Source organism: Actinoplanes sp. NPDC051861, from assembly GCF_040681145.1.
Taxonomy (GTDB): domain Bacteria; phylum Actinomycetota; class Actinomycetes; order Mycobacteriales; family Micromonosporaceae; genus Actinoplanes.
On record NZ_JBFAYE010000010.1, the window covers coordinates 80,982 to 97,998 of the forward strand.

Annotated in this window: 14 protein-coding genes; 7 read left to right on the plus strand and 7 right to left on the minus strand. The window is 71.0% G+C overall.

What is annotated here, in order from left to right:
* Window positions 1-40 precede the first annotated feature (40 nt).
* Both AB0M02_RS25325 and AB0M02_RS25330 read right to left on the minus strand, forming a co-directional pair.
* Window positions 41-1,621 (minus strand): AMP-binding protein, encoded by a 1,581-nt coding sequence (locus AB0M02_RS25325; protein ID WP_364230709.1) that lies wholly within the window; start codon window positions 1,619-1,621, stop codon window positions 41-43.
* A gap of 13 nt (window positions 1,622-1,634) precedes the next feature.
* Complete coding sequence (locus AB0M02_RS25330) at window positions 1,635-3,755, minus strand: SRPBCC family protein (RefSeq protein WP_364230710.1); 2,121 nt, start codon at window positions 3,753-3,755, stop codon at window positions 1,635-1,637.
* 111 nt (window positions 3,756-3,866) lie between these two features.
* On the opposite strand from AB0M02_RS25330, the gene AB0M02_RS25335 reads away from it, so the two are divergent.
* From AB0M02_RS25335 to AB0M02_RS25355, 5 genes are all read left to right on the plus strand, one after another.
* Window positions 3,867-4,520: a TetR/AcrR family transcriptional regulator gene (locus tag AB0M02_RS25335; RefSeq protein WP_364230712.1), complete on the plus strand. Its 654-nt coding sequence runs from the start codon at window positions 3,867-3,869 to the stop codon at window positions 4,518-4,520.
* Window positions 4,517-5,671, plus strand: a complete 1,155-nt coding sequence (locus tag AB0M02_RS25340; RefSeq protein WP_364230713.1) for an acyl-CoA dehydrogenase family protein — start codon at window positions 4,517-4,519, stop codon at window positions 5,669-5,671. Before AB0M02_RS25335 ends, AB0M02_RS25340 begins: the two co-directional genes overlap by 4 nt.
* Window positions 5,672-5,723: 52 nt before the next feature.
* Entirely contained in the window at window positions 5,724-6,785 is a 1,062-nt protein-coding gene (locus tag AB0M02_RS25345; protein ID WP_364230715.1) for a M14 family zinc carboxypeptidase, read from the plus strand.
* Window positions 6,786-6,809: 24 nt separating this feature from the next.
* Window positions 6,810-7,619 carry an SAM-dependent methyltransferase gene (locus AB0M02_RS25350; protein ID WP_364230717.1) on the plus strand — a complete coding sequence of 270 codons (810 nt, stop codon included), beginning with the start codon at window positions 6,810-6,812 and terminating at the stop codon, window positions 7,617-7,619.
* A 220-nt stretch (window positions 7,620-7,839) separates the two neighbouring features.
* Window positions 7,840-10,308, plus strand: coding sequence for an EAL domain-containing protein (locus AB0M02_RS25355; protein WP_364230719.1), 2,469 nt, complete (start codon window positions 7,840-7,842; stop codon window positions 10,306-10,308).
* Between the two features lie 548 nt (window positions 10,309-10,856).
* Here the strand turns inward: AB0M02_RS25355 and AB0M02_RS25360 are convergent.
* Both AB0M02_RS25360 and AB0M02_RS25365 read right to left on the minus strand, forming a co-directional pair.
* Complete coding sequence (locus AB0M02_RS25360) at window positions 10,857-11,603, minus strand: hypothetical protein (protein ID WP_364230720.1); 747 nt, start codon at window positions 11,601-11,603, stop codon at window positions 10,857-10,859.
* Between the two features lie 22 nt (window positions 11,604-11,625).
* Window positions 11,626-12,477: a helix-turn-helix transcriptional regulator gene (locus AB0M02_RS25365; RefSeq protein WP_364230723.1), complete on the minus strand. Its 852-nt coding sequence runs from the start codon at window positions 12,475-12,477 to the stop codon at window positions 11,626-11,628.
* Window positions 12,478-12,609: 132 nt separating this feature from the next.
* Between AB0M02_RS25365 and AB0M02_RS25370 the strand changes: the two genes are divergently transcribed.
* Window positions 12,610-13,515 (plus strand): NADP-dependent oxidoreductase, encoded by a 906-nt coding sequence (locus AB0M02_RS25370; RefSeq protein WP_364230724.1) that lies wholly within the window; start codon window positions 12,610-12,612, stop codon window positions 13,513-13,515.
* 493 nt (window positions 13,516-14,008) lie between these two features.
* Here AB0M02_RS25370 and AB0M02_RS25375 read toward each other — a convergent pair whose 3' ends face one another.
* From AB0M02_RS25375 to AB0M02_RS25385, 3 genes are read right to left on the minus strand one after another with little or no spacing between them, the layout of a single operon-like run.
* Window positions 14,009-14,344 carry a gamma-glutamylcyclotransferase family protein gene (locus AB0M02_RS25375; protein ID WP_364230727.1) on the minus strand — a complete coding sequence of 112 codons (336 nt, stop codon included), beginning with the start codon at window positions 14,342-14,344 and terminating at the stop codon, window positions 14,009-14,011.
* A gap of 10 nt (window positions 14,345-14,354) precedes the next feature.
* Window positions 14,355-15,434 (minus strand): hypothetical protein, encoded by a 1,080-nt coding sequence (locus AB0M02_RS25380; protein WP_364230729.1) that lies wholly within the window; start codon window positions 15,432-15,434, stop codon window positions 14,355-14,357.
* Window positions 15,431-15,931: a SigE family RNA polymerase sigma factor gene (locus tag AB0M02_RS25385; RefSeq protein ID WP_364230732.1), complete on the minus strand. Its 501-nt coding sequence runs from the start codon at window positions 15,929-15,931 to the stop codon at window positions 15,431-15,433. The genes AB0M02_RS25380 and AB0M02_RS25385 overlap by 4 nt, the downstream gene beginning before the upstream one ends.
* 82 nt (window positions 15,932-16,013) lie before the next feature.
* Here AB0M02_RS25385 and AB0M02_RS25390 point away from each other — a divergent pair, with 82 nt between their 5' ends.
* Window positions 16,014-16,949 (plus strand): DUF2332 domain-containing protein, encoded by a 936-nt coding sequence (locus tag AB0M02_RS25390; RefSeq protein WP_364230733.1) that lies wholly within the window; start codon window positions 16,014-16,016, stop codon window positions 16,947-16,949.
* Window positions 16,950-17,017: the final 68 nt, after the last annotated feature.

Genomic DNA, 17,017 nt, shown 5'->3' on the forward strand with positions numbered 1-17,017 from the left:
GCGAAGCTAACCCGGCCACCCGCTGCGGATCACCCGATTTTCAGTCGACGGGCAGCTCCCGCCGCAGTACCTTGCCGGTCGGGTTGCGCGGCAGCGACTCCAGGAAGACGACGTCGCGGGGCACCTTGTAGCGGGCCAGGTTCGCCTTCACATAGTCCTTGATCACCTGGGGGTCGCGGGCGGAGTCCGCGGTGGGCACCACGAACGCGCGCAGCCGCTTGCCGAACTCCGCGTCGTCGACGCCGACGACCACCGCCTCCACGATGTCCTCCCGGGCGACCAGGAGGTTCTCCACCTCGACCGGGTACACGTTCTCGCCGCCGGAGATGACCATGTCGTCGTCGCGGCCGTCGATGAACAGCAGGCCCTCGTCGTCGAAGTGCCCCTGGTCGCCGGTCGCCATGTAGCCGTCGATGATCTGCTTGTGCTGCCCGTCGGTGTATCCCTCGAACGGGATGCCGGTCTTCACGAACACCCGCCCGTGCACACGCGGTGACGTGATCCGCTTGTCCGAGGAGTCGAAGAGCGCCACGTGTACGGTCACCGGCGGTCTCCCGACGGTTCCGGGCGCGCGCCGCGACTCGGCCGGCTGGGCGACGGCGGCCACGGCGACCTCGGTGGACCCGTACACGTTGTAGACCACGTCGCCGAACACGTCGTGGAACCGGCTCGTCAGCTCGGGCGCCAGCGCGGACCCGGCCACGAAGACGGTACGCAGCGACGACGTGTCGTACTTGCCGATGACCTCCGGGCCGAGCGCCAGGATCCGGGTCAGCATGGTCGGTACCGCGACCAGCATCTGCGCCCGGTGCTCGGCGATCGCCTCGACGATCCGCTCGGCGTCGAAGCGGCGAAGCAGCACCGCGTGGTTCGCGAGGGACAACCCGACCGTCCACGCGCCGAACCCGGTGCTGTGGAACAGCGGCGACGCGATCACCGCCGCGCCCTGCCGGGGGAACGGGATGCGGTCCGCGATCAGCGCGCTGGCCAGCGGTGACACCTTGGTCCGCGGCGCGCCCTTGGGCAGCCCGGTGGTGCCGCTGGTCAGGATGATGAAACCACCCGGCCGGTCGGGCATCGGCAGCGGCGTCGACGGGTACGCGGCGATCAGCTCGTCGATCGACGGGTCGACGGTCGAACCCCACGTCGTGTAGCGAGGGATGTCCTCGGGCAGCCCGGCCACCAGGTCGGCGAACTCCTCGTCGTAGAGGATCACCCGTACCTTCTCGCGTGCCACCACCTCGGCGAACTGCTGCTTGGCCAGGCCGGTGTTCATCAGCGCCAGCCGCAGCGTGGCCCGCGCGACCCCGCTGATCGCCAGGACCAGGCCGCGGTGGTCGCGGGCGACGACACCGACGACCGAGCGGTCCGGCAGGCCGAGTTTCTTGAGGGCGTGGGCGAGACTGTTGGACTGCGCGTCCAGGTCCCGGTAGTTGATCGTGCCGCGTTCGTCCGTGACGGCGGGCAACTCCGGGTGCTCGGACGCCGCCTTCATGATCAGGGCGGCTTGCGGGCCGAGCCGGGCGTTGTTCTTGGCCGCGCGCAGCAGCCGGCCGGGACTGAGCAGGTTGACGATGCCGATCTGGTGCATCCGCTTGACGGCGCGCAGATGTTCGATCATGTCGGGCCCTTTGCTAAGAGGAGGAAGGCCGGTTCAGGGTGCGGGTGGTGCCGGTGATCGCGAAGCCGCCGGCGGTGACGGACAGTGGCAGGCCGAGCGGGTCCTCTGTCAGCAGCCGGTCGATCAGGGCGGGGTCGGTGACGCGGCGGATCACGCGGTCGCCGTCGTCGGTGAGCGCGGTGACGATGCCGGCCTCCGGTTCGCCGTCGCGGCCGTAGGTGACGGTCCAGGCCTCCAGCACGGCGGTCCCGGTCCAGCCGGTGCGTACCTTGCGGGCAGCGGGCCGTGAAAGGCCCAGGTCAGCGTCGATGTCGAGGTAGGTGCGCCGCGGCGGCCGCGCCGAGAAGACCCCCGCGGCGTGCTTGGTCAGATACCACCCGAGCGCGGTGGCCAGGCCGTAGGCCTCGGGGTCAGAACGAAGCAAGGGTACGAGACTCGCGATCGCGTGGCTCGTGTAGTTGTTGCCCGGCCCACCCGCGAAGGTGAGCCCGCCGGTGACGGTCAGTGGCCGCTGCGGGTCGTCGAGGGGCAGTCCCAGCTCCGCCGCCGCGATCTGGACCGCCGACGGGAAGCACGCGTACAGGTCGATGTGCCGGACGTCGTCCACGGTGATGCCGGCGTGGTCGAGCACGGCCGTCCCGGCGGCGCGGATCGCGGGGGAGGACGCCAGGTCGGCGCGCTCGGTGACGAACCATTCGTCGCCTGCGTGCGCGCCGGCGTGCGCGAACACCCAGCGGTCCTGGTCGATGCCGGCGCGCTGTGCCGCCTCGGCGCTGCACAGGATGAGGCCGGTAGCCTGGTTGACCTGCAGGTTCGCGGTGAGCAGCTTGGGGTAGGGCGCGGCGATCGGCCGGTTGCCGGCGGTCGGGGTGGCCAGGTCGGCGGCGGTGCGGTGCTCCGGTTGCCAGGCGTGCGGGTTGGCGGCGGCGACCGCGGAGAACCGCGACCACAATTCGGTGATCCGGGACAGGTGCTCGGCGGCGGTGAGGCCGAGTTTGCCGCGGATCGCGGACTCGATGAGGGCGTACGCGTAGACCGGTGCGACGAGCCCCGCCGCCACCTCGGCGTCGGTGTTGGGTGCGGTGTCCACGCCGACTGTGCGCGCGGGCACCGTACCCTCGGATTGCCCGGACCATCCCAGGTCTCGCGCCGCACGTTCCGCGACCGCGGCGGTGGCCGCGGCCTCGGCCCCGCCGACCAGGGCGACCGCGACCCGGCCCGCCGCGATCTCCGCCGCCATGTCGTTGATCAGCCGAAGCGAGCCGTCGCCGCCGAAGATGCTGGACTGCACCGTCTCGGCCGGCTCGGCACCGACCGCGGAGGCGATCAGCGCGGCACCGTCGAGATATTGCCAGGAGACGCTGGCGACGTAGCCCACCGAGTCGGCCGCCGCCAGCAGTTTCGCGCCGGCGCCGCTGTCGTCCGCGGCCAGCCGCAGGGCGCGGACGGCGAGGGAGACCGGATCGCCGCCGTTCGGGTCGGTGGAGCGCTCGCTGACCTGCCCGGCGCCGACGAGCACCGGCGTCCACGGATCAATTTCGGTCCCGGTGCGCTCGTGCAGGATCGGCGCCGTCTTCACGCGCTGTGTTCTCTCGGCGCGCGGCTTCTTCTCGTTCTTCTCCGCGGGCGGCTCTTTCCCGATGAAGAGGGCGGCGAGCCTGGTCAGGGACTTCTGCATGGCGTCGGCGAGGTTGCGGGCGACCATTCCGCCGAGCGGGCCGTCGGTGGTGCCGCCCTCGACGCCGCCGTCGATGCGCACGATCGTGCCGTTTGGACTGGTCACGACGGAGAGGTAGAGGCCGACGAGGATGCCCATCGGGCCGGTGCCGTCGAGCCAGACCGTGCGGGCGTCGGTGAGGCCGGTGACCGTCCAGCGGACCTCGGCCGGCATGCCCATGAGCTTGACGCGCTGCGTGAACCGGTCACCCTCGGTGATAGTGCCGGGTGGCTCGCCGGGCCAGCCGGTGTGCATTGTCAGCCAGTCGGCCATCCGGCCGGGCTCGGCCAGCACGGCGAAGACCCGCTGCGGCGAGGCGGGAATCTCGGCCGAGGCGGCGTACGGGTACGCGAACCGCCGCGGCGGATCGATCCCGGTCTCGGGCGCGGCCGGCCGCCGCCTCCAGAGCCGAACCATTGAGCCTCCTCTAACCGTCTGGCGTGACGGTAAATGAGTGAGCTGGGTCACGGCAAGGGCTGTCAGAGGTGGGTGCAGACAGAAGTTACCGTCACGTCGTACGGTAAATGCATGACCGCGGCGACCCGGCGCACCCAGGCACAGCGCAGCGAGGCGACCCGCGCCAAGATTTTGGACGCCACCGTGCAGTGCCTCGTCGAGCGCGGCTATGCCGAGACCACCACCGCCGAGGTCCTGGCCCGCGCCGACGTGCCCCGCGGCACCCTGCTGCACCACTTCCCGACCAAGGTGGACCTGCTCGCCGGCGCCGTCCAGCACGTCGCCCGCAAACGCCTGTCCGGCCTCGGCGCCGAACTGGCCGCCGTCCCCGACGGCACCGACCCGATCGACGCCGTGATCGACGTCGTCTGGCACCACTTCTCCTCGCCGCTGTTCTGGGCCGCCCTCGAACTGTGGAACGCGGCCCGCACCGACGCCGAGCTGCGCGACGCCCTGGTCCCGGTCGAGAAGGAACTCTTCGGTGTCCTGCACGAGCGCTCGCGGGCCCTGCTGGAGCAGGCCGCGCCGGGCGACCCGCGGCTGGGCACGGTCATCCAGCTCAGCTTCGAGGTGCTCACCGGCCTGGCCATGACCGGCATCGTCAGCGGCGACCTGGCCCACCGCGAACTGCTCATCCGCCGCTGGAAACGCGCTGCCGCCGTCCTGCTCGGCCGCCGTGCCCCGGACACCCTCGTCGAACGCGCCCCGCTGAGGAGAGCCGAATGACCTATTTCGATCCGTTCGCCACGCCCGAGCGGCTCGCTCTGGCCGACGCCATGCGCCAGTTCGCCGCCCGTGAGGTCCTGCCCCACCTGCCCGCCTGGGAACAGGCCGGCGAGATCCCCCGCGAGCTGCACGAGCGCGCCGCCAAGGCCGGCCTGTACGCGATCGGCTTCCCGCAGGAGTACGGCGGCGACGGTGGCGACACCGTCGACACGGTCGTGGCCACCGAGGCGTTCCTGGAGGCGGGCGGCTCGTCCGGCTGCCACGCGGCGCTGTTCACCCTCGGCATCGCGCTGCCGCACATGGTGGCCGTCGGCGACCCGGACCTGGTCGAGCGGTTCGTGCGGCCCACCCTGGCCGGGGAGAGGATCAGCGCGCTGGGCATCACCGAGCCGGACGCCGGCTCGGACGTGGCGTCGCTGCGGACCACCGCGGCACGCGACGGCGACGACTACGTCGTCAACGGCGCCAAGATGTTCATCACGTCCGGCGTACGCGCCGACTTCGTCACGACGGCGGTGCGCACCGGCGGCCCGGGCGCGGCCGGGGTCAGCCTGCTGGTGATCGAGAAGGGCACGCCGGGCTTCAGCGTGTCCCGCAAGCTCGACAAGATGGGCTGGCTGTGCTCGGACACCGCGGAGCTGTCGTTCGTGGACTGCCGGGTCCCGGCGGCGAACCTGATCGGCGGGGAGGGCGCCGGGTTCCTGCTGATCGGGCAGGTGTTCGTCCCTGAGCGGATCATCGCGGCGGTGCACGCGTACTCGGTCGCCCAGCGCTGCCTGGACCTGACCCTGGAGTACGCGAGACAGCGCCGCACGTTCGGCAAACCCCTGATCGCACGCCAGGTCGTGCAGCACAAGCTGATCCAGATGCGCCAGCGGATCGAGCTGGCCCGGGCGTACACCCGGCAGGTCGCCGTCCGCCACGCCGGCGGCGATCCGGTGATCGGTGAGGTCTGCCTGGCCAAGAACGCCGCCGTGGAGGCGTGCAAGTACGTGGTGGACGAGGCCGTGCAGCTGCACGGCGGGATGGGGTACATGCGCGAGTCCGAGGTCGAGCGGCATTACCGGGACACGCGGATCCTGGGCATCGGCGCGGGCGCGACCGAGGTGATGACCGACCTGGCGGCGAAGATGTTCGGGTATGGCCGCTGAACGCTCTAGGGTGGCGTTAGACATTGACGTCTAGCGATATCTGGGAGCCGCCGTGAAAGCTCGTCTGGCCGCCGTCCTCGCTCTGGTCCTCGGGCTCGGCGTCCTCGCCGCCCCCGTTCCTGCCGTCGCCGCCCCCGTTCCTGCCGTCGCCGCCCCCGTTCCTGCCGTCGCCGCCCCCGTTCCTGCCGTCGCTGCTGCCTTGGATGTCGGCCGCGCGCTTGAGCGGGTGGCCCATGCCAGCGACGGGCGGGTGCGGCTCGGGATCATCGGCCGCAGCAACGAGGGCCGGCCGCTGCGCCTGGCCACCGTCGGGACCGGCCCGGTGCGGCTGCTTCTCATCACCCAGCAGCACGGGGACGAGCCTCTGGGCACGCCGGCGGCGATCCGGGCGCTGTGGGCGCTCGGTGTGCCGGAGACGGCGTGGCACCGGGCGCTGCGCAAGAAGGTCACCGTCGACATCGTCGTCCAGGCCAACCCGGACGGGGCGGCGCGCAACCAGCGCTGGAACCACGACCTTCGCGCGACGGGGGAGTACTCGCAGCCGGGCGTCGGCTACGACATCAACCGGTTCCACAACCCGCTGACGCCGATCGCGGACAACCCGGTGCCGGAGTCGCGGGCGGTGCTGCGGTGGTGGCAGCGGACCCGGCCGAGGATCGTCGTCGACTACCACATGCAGGGCCGCTACCTGCAGCCCGACGGCCGGGAGACGACGGCGTCGGTGCTCTGGCCGACCAGTCCGCTGGTCTCGGCGGCGGCGGTCACGGCGGGCAAGCAGCTGGCCGTGCGCTCGTCCGCCTTTCCCGGTGCCTACGTGACCCGCTATCCGGGCGGGGACTACGAGGGGATCGCCCGCAACGCGTACGGGATCCTCGGCAGCGCGTCCCTGCTGGTCGAGCTCTCCGACCTGCCGGCGGAGCAGACCGAGCTGCAGATCCGGACCGCGTTCCTCTCGATGATCGCCACGGTCACCGGTGCTGCGGACGGCTCGCTGTGGCGCGTCGACCCGGCCCTGGCGGACCGGATCCCGGCCCGGGGACCTTCGCTGCCCGATGCCGCGCGCTCGGACGATTGCCTCGCGCCCACCGAGACGATAGACAGTTGTGGTTCTTGAACTGTCCATGGAGGAGGGTGCGCCGTGACGGGACCGAACGACTGGGTGCCGGCCGGGATCGACGTCAACCAGCCCAGCGCGGCCCGGGTGTACGACTACTTCCTCGGCGGTGCGCACAACTTCGCCGTCGACCGGGCCCTGGCCGAGCAGATCGCGGCGATGACGCCCAACATCGGCGAGACGATGCGCTCGAACCGGGTGTTCCTGCGCCGCGCGGTGCGCTACCTGGCCGCGCAGGGCGTACGCCAGTTCCTCGACATCGGCTCCGGCATCCCGACGGCCGGCAACGTGCACGAGATCGCGCTGGAGGCCGCGCCGGGCGCGACGGTCGTCTACGTCGACATCGACCCGGTGGCCGTCGAGCACAGCCGGGCGATCCTCGCCGGCACCCAGGGCACCGGTGTGATCTGCGCCGACGTCCGCGACGTGGACCGCGTACTGGCCGAGAGCGAGAAACTCGGCCTGATCGACTTCGACGAGCCGGTGGCAGTGCTGCTGGCCGGGGTGCTGCACTTCGTACCGGACGCGGACGGTCCGGCCTCGGTGGTGGCCGCCCTGCGCGACGCGGTGACGACGGGCAGCTACCTGCTGATCTCGCACGCCACGGCGGACGGCCAGCCCCCCGAGGTGATCGAGGCGCAGCGGCTCTCCGGCCGCACCGCCACCGAGATCGTGCTCCGAGGCGGCACCGAGATCGCGACATACTTCGAAGGCTTCGACCTGGTCGAGCCGGGCCTGGTGTTCATACCGCGGTGGCGCCCGGACCCCGAGGACCCGGTCGACGAACATCCCGAGCGAGTGGGGGCATACGCCGGCGTCGGCCGGAAGAACTGACCGCCGGATGCCGCCTTCTGACCGCCGGACACCGCAGTCTGACCGCCAGACGCCGCCTGACCGCCGGATGCCGCCGCCTTCCGATCGCCGGGCGCCGCCGCCTTCTGATCGCCTGACGCCGCCGCCTGATCGCCTGACGCCGCCGCCTGGTCGCCGGACGCCGCCTTCTGACCGCCAGACGCCGCCTGACCGCCGAATGCCGCCGCCTTCCGATCGCCGGATGCCGCCTTCTGACCGCCGGACACCGCCTGATCGCCGGACACCGCCCCAGGACGCCGCCGGGCCGGCGGTCTTTGCCCGCCGCTGGCGACGCCGGGTGTCCCGGGCCGGGTTCGTCCCGTTGGACGCGGCCGCGCTGGGCACCCTGCTGCGCCGCCTCACCGGCGGGCTGATCACCGCGCTGCGTTCCCCGCGGTTCGACCCCGGCCAGGCCGCGGCGGTGGGCGCGGCCCTGGTCGAAGCACACCTGACCGAACCAGCCGTACTCTCCGCGACGATCCAGGTCATCGGCGACCACCTGGCCGTCGACGCCGGCGCCGGCCCCGCACACCGCGAACGAGTGGTGCAGATCCAGGGCGCGGTCGCCTCCGGGTACGCCCACGCGCTCCGGCAGGCGACGATGGCGGAACAGGAGCGCCTCAGCAGCGCCGTCCTGGGCGCCCACGCAGCCGCCGAACGCGCGCTGCGCACCAGCGAGGAACGCCTGCGCGCGATCTTCCACAGCGCCGCCGTCGGCATCGGCGTCAGCACCATGGACGGCCAGATCGTCAGCGTCAACCAGGCCTTCGCCGACCTGCTCGGCTACACGGCCGACGAGATGTGCGCGCTCAACGTCCCCGAGCTGACCCACCCGAGCGACCCGCCGGACATGTGGAAGCTCTACGCGGAGATGATCCGGGGCGACCGCGACCACGTACGCCTGGAGAAGGCCTACTACCGCAAGGACGGCGGCGTCGTCTGGACCGACATGACAGCCTCACTGATCCGAGACGAGAACGGCGCCCCCGAACTCACCATCGCCATGGTCCAGGACATCACCGACCGCTTGAGCCTCCAGGACCGCCTCGAACACCAGGCCACCCACGACCCACTGACAGGCCTCCCCAACCGCGCGATGATCGCAGCCCACCTGGACCGCATCTTCACCGATCCGCTTCCGGGCGCCCGCGTAGGCCTCTGCTACCTCGACCTCGACGGCTTCAAACGCGTCAACGACACCCTGGGCCACCAGGTAGGCGACGAACTCCTGGCCGAAGTAGCCCACCGCCTGACCACATGCGTCACCACCTTCTCTCCCGCCGTCTCCTCACCTCCCACCTCCCCTTCCGCCTCCCCTTTCGCCTCTTCCTCTCCTGCCCCCTCTCCTTCTGCCGCTTCCCCTCCCGCTGCTTCCTCGCCTGCCGCTGCCTCCCCCTTTGCCGCCTCCTCGCCTGCCGCCGCTCCCGCCCCTGCCGGCTCCTCGCCTGCCGCTGTTCCCTCGCCTGCCGCCGCTTCCTTCGCCGGCCTTGATCCCTCTGCCGGCCCTGGTTTTGCCCGTGGCCCCGGCCCAGACCGCGCAGCCCGGCCCGTCTTCATCGCCGGCCGGATGAGCGGCGACGAGTTCGTGCTCCTCGCCGACAATCCCGCCGGCCCCGCCGAACTGACCGCCCTGGCCGAGCAAGCGCTTGCCGCCCTGTCCCGCCCCTACCAACTGGACCAGCACCGCATGCGGGTCACCGCCAGCATCGGCGTAGTCGAGAGCCCCGTCCACGCCACCACCCCCGCCGAACTCATGAAGGCCGCCGACCTCACCCTCTACGTCGCCAAGCAGGAGGGCCGCGGCCGCTTCGTCATGTACGACGCCGACCGCAACGCCCGCCAGGCCGCCCGCTACGAACTGGCCGCCGCCATGCCCGACGCCCTCGACCGCCACGAGTTCACCGTCGTCTACCAGCCCCTGGTCTCCCTGGCCGACGAACGCATCCACGGCGTCGAAGCCCTCGTCCGCTGGCAGCACCCGGTCCTGGGACTACTGAGCCCCGACGCCTTCATCCCCCTTGCCGAGGAGACCGGCGTGATCCTCCAACTGGGCCACTGGGTCCTGGAGACCGCCTGCACCCAGGCCGCCGAATGGTCCCGCCTCTTCCCTCACCTCCGCGTCTCCATGAGCGTCAACATGACCGTCTCGCAGACCCACGAGCCGTCGTTCCTCACCGAAGTCGAAGCCGTCCTGGCCCGCACCGCCCTCGACCCCGGCCGCCTGGTCCTCGAACTCACCGAAAGCGCCATCATGGACACCGACGGCGCCCCGCTACGAGCCCTGGACGGCCTCGCCCAGCGCGGCATCCGCATAGCCATCGACGACTTCGGAACCGGCTATTCCAATCTCGCCTACCTACGCCGCCTCCCCGTACACACCCTCAAACTGGCCGGCCCCTTCGTAGAAGGCCTCCGCTTCGCAGAAGGCCACCGCTCCGCAGAAGGCCTCCGCGGCTCCGCCGAAGTCGACGAGCAAATCGTCGAAACCGTCATCCGCCTGGCCCACGCCCTGGACATAACCGTCACCGCCGAAGCCGTCGAAACCCGCCACCAGGCCGACCGCCTCCGCGCCCTCGGCTGCGACACCGGCCAGGGCTGGCTCTTCGCCCGCCCCCTCCCCGCCGACGAGATAACCGAACTCCTCCGCAGCGAGTCGAAATCCCCCTCCTGACCCGGTCCCGGTACCTGCTCCTGACCGGGTCCCGCACCCCTCCTGACTCGGTCCCGCACCGGCTCCTGACTCGGTCCCGCACCGGCTCCTGACTCGGTCCCGCACCGGCTCCTGGCGTGGTCCCGCACCGGCTCCTGGCTCGGTCCCGGTACCTGCTCCTGGCTCGGTCCCGGTACCTGCTCCTGGTCGGCCCTGGTACCTGCCTCCTGACCTGTCCCGCACTTGCTCCAGACCCGGTCCTGCATGTGGCCGGCGGATCCGCCCGCTCACCCGGCCCGCGTTAAATCGACCGTGTTCGTCATGTGTTCTTCTCAACAAGGTCAATGTGTTGTAACGTGATTTGGGAGCGCTCCCAGGACTGCAAACCGGGCCTTGGCCCTGGGAGCGCCCAAAGACTCGAGCCGCTTCGTAGCCGACTCTCCGGCGCCGGGGCGGCTCGCCCCATTCCCGGCGGTGCGGCACCCCGGGAGCGCCGAGCCGTCTGCCCGGCCTTTCGCGCATTCCTCCTGTGCCACGGCGTCAGGATTCGGCCGGTGTTCCCACCTGGGTCAGCGCCGTAGCCCGACCGCCACCAGCACGGATCGTGCGGCCGCCGCTCCCGGGCGCCAGATCTCGTCGCGCACCCACCGCGAGGCCGGCATCACCGTAGCTCGCCAAACGATCACCACCCCCCGAAACAATGCGCCGAACGTGTACCGCCAAGCCCACCCCAGCGCGACCCCCACCGGCCGCAACAGGTACCGATAAATCCAAACGAGACCGATCCCGACCGGCCGCACCAGGAACCGGTAGACCTGTCTCCCCAGCCAAGCCGTTCCCTCCCATCCGGCCCGCAAGAACCACACGACCGCCCGTCCCGCCGGCCGCAGCGCCCACTCGTAGACGAACACCGCCGCCGGCACGATCATCCGCTCGACCACGAACGACGCCGCCACCAACACGGCCACGACCACCGGCCGCAGCACCCACCGGTAGACCCACCGCAGCACCGGGAGCACCACCTGCCGCCACAACCACACCGCGGGCACTCCGATCAGCACCCGCAGCGCCACCAGCACCCAGCCGCCGACCGCCCGCAATCCAGTCCAGATCACCCCGGCCAGCCAGCTCACCGGGATCACCACGAGGACCCGCCACAGCCAGGCGAGAGGCGCCAGCACGAACCGTTCCAGGAAGCGCCCGACCAGCTTGACGGCCTCCCAGAGCAACCGGAACGGCAGCACCACGACGATGGCGATCGCCCGAATCGGCCAGGTCAGCCACGATGGATGGGATTCCGGATCGGGGGTAGTCACGCGCACACCCTAGCGGACCTTCTCAACCAGCGAACGCCTCCTGTCCCACCACACGTAGCAGTTCCAGCCGCTCGGCGGTCTGGCTGCCCGGTGGCGCGGTCAACAGAACGAGACGCTGATCCTCGGCCGGGGTCGCCAGGATCTCGGTGTCGAGTTCCAGATCGCCCACGGCCGGGTGGTGCACGCGCAGGCGGCTGGTGCGGCGCACCGCGACCTCGTGCCTGTCCCACAGCGCGGCGAACTCTGCGCTGCCCGACCGCAGGTGCTCGATGAGCGCGGCAGCCGACGGGTCGTTGCCGCGCCGGCCAATCGCTGCCCGCAGGTCGGCCACGTGCAGGCGACTCCAGTACTCATGGTCGTCGGCCGGGAATGCTGACCGCAGCCGCGCGTCGTTGAACCAGCGCCAGACGATGTTGTGATCCCGCTCGTGGTCGTGCTGCCCGGGCGGGCAGATCCCGCCGAACATGGTCTCGGCCACCGTGTTCTGCGCGAGCACGTCACCGAGGTCACCGAGGATCTGCGCGGGCACCCCGGTGAGCTGGTCGAGCAGATAGAGCAGCCCGGGCCGGACGTGGTGACCGGCGAGCCGCCCTGCCGGCGGCCGGTGCCCGGAAAGCAGATAAAGGTGGTCGCGCTCGTCGTCACTGAGTCGCAGCGCGTGGGCCAGCGACCGCAGCAACTGCGTGGACGGCTGCGGGCTGCGGGCCTGCTCGAGGCGCATCAGGTAGTCGGCGGACATCCCGGCCAGAAGCGCGAGCTCTTCACGGCGCAAACCCGGCGTCCGCCTCCGCGGCCCCGCCGTCATCCCGACATCCTGTGGCCGCAGCCGCTCGCGGGAGCGGCGGATGAAGTCGGCGAGCTCGGTTCGGTCCATGCACACATCGTGGCCTGCTCGCCGATCGGCAGCCAGGGACTGATGATCCTAGCTAAAACGCTCCTCTCCACACCGCCGCCGAACCGCAGCAACCTGGCTCCAGGCAATCGACCCACAGAAGAGGTGGCAACGATGGAGGCAATCGTCTTCGACACGTTTGGCGGTCCCGAGGTGCTGCGGGCCGTGCAAGTGGAGCTCCCGAGTCCCGGGCTCGGTCAGATCCGGCTGCGGGTCCGGGCCGCCGGCGTCAACCAGCTCGACCACAAGATCCGCAACGGCTGGTTGGAGCAGGTGTTTCCGACCAGATTTCCGGCCATTCCCGGGGTCGAGGCCGCAGGCGTCGTCGACGCGCTCGGTCCCGGTGCCACCGGCGTGGTGCCCGGCGACGAGGTTCTCGGGTTCACCGACAGCGGTGCCTACGCCGAGTTCGCGCTGGCCACCGTGGTCGTCCGCAAGCCGGCCGGGCTCGGCTGGGCGGAGGCCGCCGCCCTGCCGGTCGCCGGTGAGACCGCCCATCGGGTGCTGGACCTGCTCATGGTCAAGGACGGCGAGACTCTGCTGATTCACGGCGCGGCCGGTGGCGTCGGCGGCCTGGCTGTCCAACTCGCCGCCGCCCGTGGCGTCACCGTCATCGGCACCGCGTCCCGTGCCAACCATGACTACTTGCGCGAGTTGGGCGCCATCCCGGTGGAATACGGTGACGGCCTCGTCGACCGCGTCCGTGTGGTCGCCCCGCACGGTGTCGACGCCGCCTTCGACGCGGCCGGCCACAACGTCCTGCCCGACTCGATCGAGCTCCGCGGCGGCACCCCGCACCGGATCATCACGATCGCCGACGCCTCAGGACCGCAGTTCGGCGTCCCGTTCTCCGCCAGCGGCGAACGCAGCCGCGACGTGCTCGCCGAACACGCCCGCCTGGCCGCGGCGGGCACCCTACGGGTCACCGTGGCACAGACGTTTCCCCTGGCCGAAGCGGCCAAGGCCCAGGAGCAAAGCGCCACCGGCCACACCCGCGGCAAGCTCATCCTGACCGTCTGAGGCACGGGCGGCGCCGCGTCGGCGATGGCACCCGGGACTTGGCCTGAAGGCGACGGGCCGGGCTCTCAGGGGCGATGGGGGTGCGCCCCACAGAGCCCTGGGATCCGGCCCAGCCGGGGCGATGCGGGCCCACGGCGGGAGTTGTCGCTGATCCGGGCGGAGGTGGCCCGGTCCCGGCCGAGGAGTGGAAGGGGCCGGCCCCGCGAGGAGTAGACGGCGTAGATGCTTGCTCGAGCGCGGTCGGCCGAACGTGAAAACGAGGCGGGCTGGCCAGTGTGGACGCCTCAAGCCAGGCGGGCTGGCCTGCGTGGACGTTCAGGCTGGGCGGGCTGGCCTGCGTGGACGTTCAGGCTGGGCGGGCTGGCCTGCGTGGACGTTCAGGCTGGGCCGGCTGGGCTGCGTGGACGGTTCAGTGCGAGGAGGGCTGACGGGAGCGGGCGCGGTGAGGTAAGAAGGAAGGGCCCATGAGGGCTGGACGATCCAGGTGCATAGGTCAGGCGCGGGCTACATAGACCCACGCCTTGTCGCCCGAGGCGAGTGGGGCCTCCACGCGGTGATAGTCGTCCACTTCGTAATCGTCGGCTCGGAGCAGGTCGTCCTCGGTCACTTCCAGGGCTGACCCGTCCACCCCGTCGCCCCGGTCACCGGTCGCGACCAGGATCGGGTGGTGGGTCAGGCCGCTGACCGCGAGGACGTGCGGGTCGGTGATCTCGATCTGGTCCAGGCGGAATCCGAGGATGCGGTCGTCGCGGCCTGCGAGTGCCCGGCCGAACGTCTCTTGCTGGACGGCCGGGTCACGCAGCGTTCCGTAGGAGAAGAGCAACGGCATGATCGAGACCTTATCGAGCCGGTGGGAGCCAGGTCGACGGGTCGTCACAGGAGGTGAAACGGGCATGTTCCACGATTCTCAGAAGGTCCGGCCGGGAGAGGCGCTCCCGGTCGAGGACATGGAAGTAGAAGACGCAGGTGCCGACTTCAACGGTCATGTCGGCGCCGGTGTCCGGGCCGGTCCAGACGGCGTTGGGGCGGGCGGCGTACCGGACGGTGTTGCCGTTGACGGTCACGGTGTCCGGCATCCCGTCCTTGATCATCGGCCAGTCCCGGTCGCCGACGCTCGACTGAGCGGTCACGGACAGAGCCACGTCTCTGCCGCTGACGGGGCCGAACCCGAAGGTGACCGCGGGGCCCATCGGGAGCTGGCGGACCCTGCTGACCGGGAGTCCTTCGGGCAGCCAGCCGAACTGGAAGGGGGCGCCGGCCTCGATCGGTTCGGCCAGGCGCACCTGGTTCCCGATCTCGATGAGGTGTTGTCTGGCGGTCTCCTCGGCTTCCACGTCGCCGACGGTCACCCAGGCGCCGCTCGGGTCCTGGAAACCGACCGCTGGGCCGGCGGCGGCGGGCAGGTCCAGCGGGACGATGACCACGCTCGGCAAGGACTCGACGTACCAGCCGGGGCGGCCGGCGACGGTGACGGGCTCGCCGCGCTGCAGGACGGCTGGGTCATAGGTGCCTGGATCGTGGACGATGACATCAGCACCCTCGTTGGCGCCGGGACGGCCGGGCCTTGCGGACTCGATGTCGACGGTGGCGCGGACGGTCGCCCACTGCGAGTCCTCGGTGCCGCCTCGCGTGGTGATCTGGAAGGCGGAGCCGGGGACGAGTTCGACACTCAGCTGGGCGGCGGATCGTGAAGGCGGGGCGGCCGGCGGCGACGGCGCCGGGGCGGGCTGCCGGAGGAACAGCGGAACGGCGACGGATACCAGGACGATGGCGAGCGCGGTTCCCGTACCCGTCAAGATGCGACGACGGCGCCGCAGCCGGACCGCATGCGTGCGGGCCCGCTCAATCAGGCCGAAGGCGTCCGGAGCGGCTGTGGCGTGGGTGTCCAGGGTGCGGCGAAGATCTTCAAGGGTGTTCACGAGAGCACTTCCCATCGGGCGGGCGCGGCGGGGGAATCGGTCAGTTCGATGCGCAGGGTCGCCAGCGCGCGGCTCGCGTAGCCGCGGACGGTGCCTGGCCGGCAGTGCAGCACCTCGGCGATCTCCTCATCGCCCAGTCCTTCGTAGTAGCGAAGGACGATCACCACGCGCTGCTGCCGCGGCAGCGTGGCCAGCAGTTGCCACAACTCGTCGTCCACCGGCGGCGTGTCCTGCGCGGAAGCGAGCGCGGTGTCCTCCGTGTCCAATGGCACGGTTCTCAGTCGGCGCCGGCGCAGCAGCGAGAGGTACTCGTTGGTCACCATCCGGCGGACGTAACCGTAGGGCTCGTCGAGCGGTTCGATCCGGTGCCACTTGAGGTACGCGCGGGCGAGTACCTCCTGCACGATGTCCCGGGCCTCTTCCCGGTCGCCGCTGAGAAGAACGGCATAGCGCAGCAGCGCCGGCAGCCGTGCCCCTGCGAACTCTTCGAATCGCATCAAGCCTCCCCGTGTCGGATCCGCCAGGAGAACGCGGTTCCGCGGAAATCTGTTGTGCCGGGCGCATGGCATCATCGCGATCATGACAACCGCGACCGTCTACGCCGAGTTCGCCGCGCGAGAGGCCGTGGGGGAGTCGCCGGCCTACGAAGCGCTGGCGGTGGCGGTCTCCCACGACGCTCGGCTGCTGTCTCTGCTGGACACGCTGCCGCCGGCCAAGCGCCAGCCCAACCTCCTCTTCGCAGTCGGCCAGTACCTCGATGGCCCGGTCACCGACCCGGCGGCGTTCCTGGAGTTCGCCGTCACCGAGTGGGCGCGAGTCAAGGAGCAGATCCTCGTCCGGGCCACGCAGACCAACGAACCGGGACGCTGCGCTCTGCTGTTGCCGGTGCTTGCCGCCTTGCCGCAACCACTTGCCCTGCTGGAAGTCGGTACCTCAGCGGGCCTGAATCTCTTTCCCGACCGCTACACCTACCGCTATGGCGATCAGGTGCTCGGCCACGGCGGGCCGATCCTCGACTGCGAGCTGACCGGGACGGCCCCTCCGGACCGTCTGCCCGAGGTGGTCTGGCGCGCGGGCCTGGATCTCAACCCGCTCGACCTGACCGATCCGGCGGACGCCGCCTGGCTCGAGGCGCTGATCTGGCCGGAGCACGATCACCGCCGGGCCCGGCAGCAGGCCGCGGCGCGCATCGTGGCGGCCGAGCCACCGCTGCTGGTGCGCGGAGACCTGGTGGACGATCTCCCCGCGCTGGTCGCGCATGCACCGGCGGGTGCGACGCTTGTCATCTTCCACACGTCGGTTCTCTATCAGGTGCCGGCTGAGCGCCGGGAGATCTTTCTTTCAGACGTACGCGGAAAGCCCGGCCACTGGATATCCGTCGAGAACCCGACCGTCATTGCCTACGACAATCTGCCCAGCCCACCCGACGAGACTCTGCACAACGTCCTCGCCCTGGACGGCAAGCCGCTCGCCTGGGCCAGGGCACATGGCGGGGGCCTCACCTGGTTCGGCTGAGGGCTGATGTCACGTGGGTTCCGTTGAGGGCCGGTGCCCACGTGGGTTCGGACCAGGGCGGTGTCGCC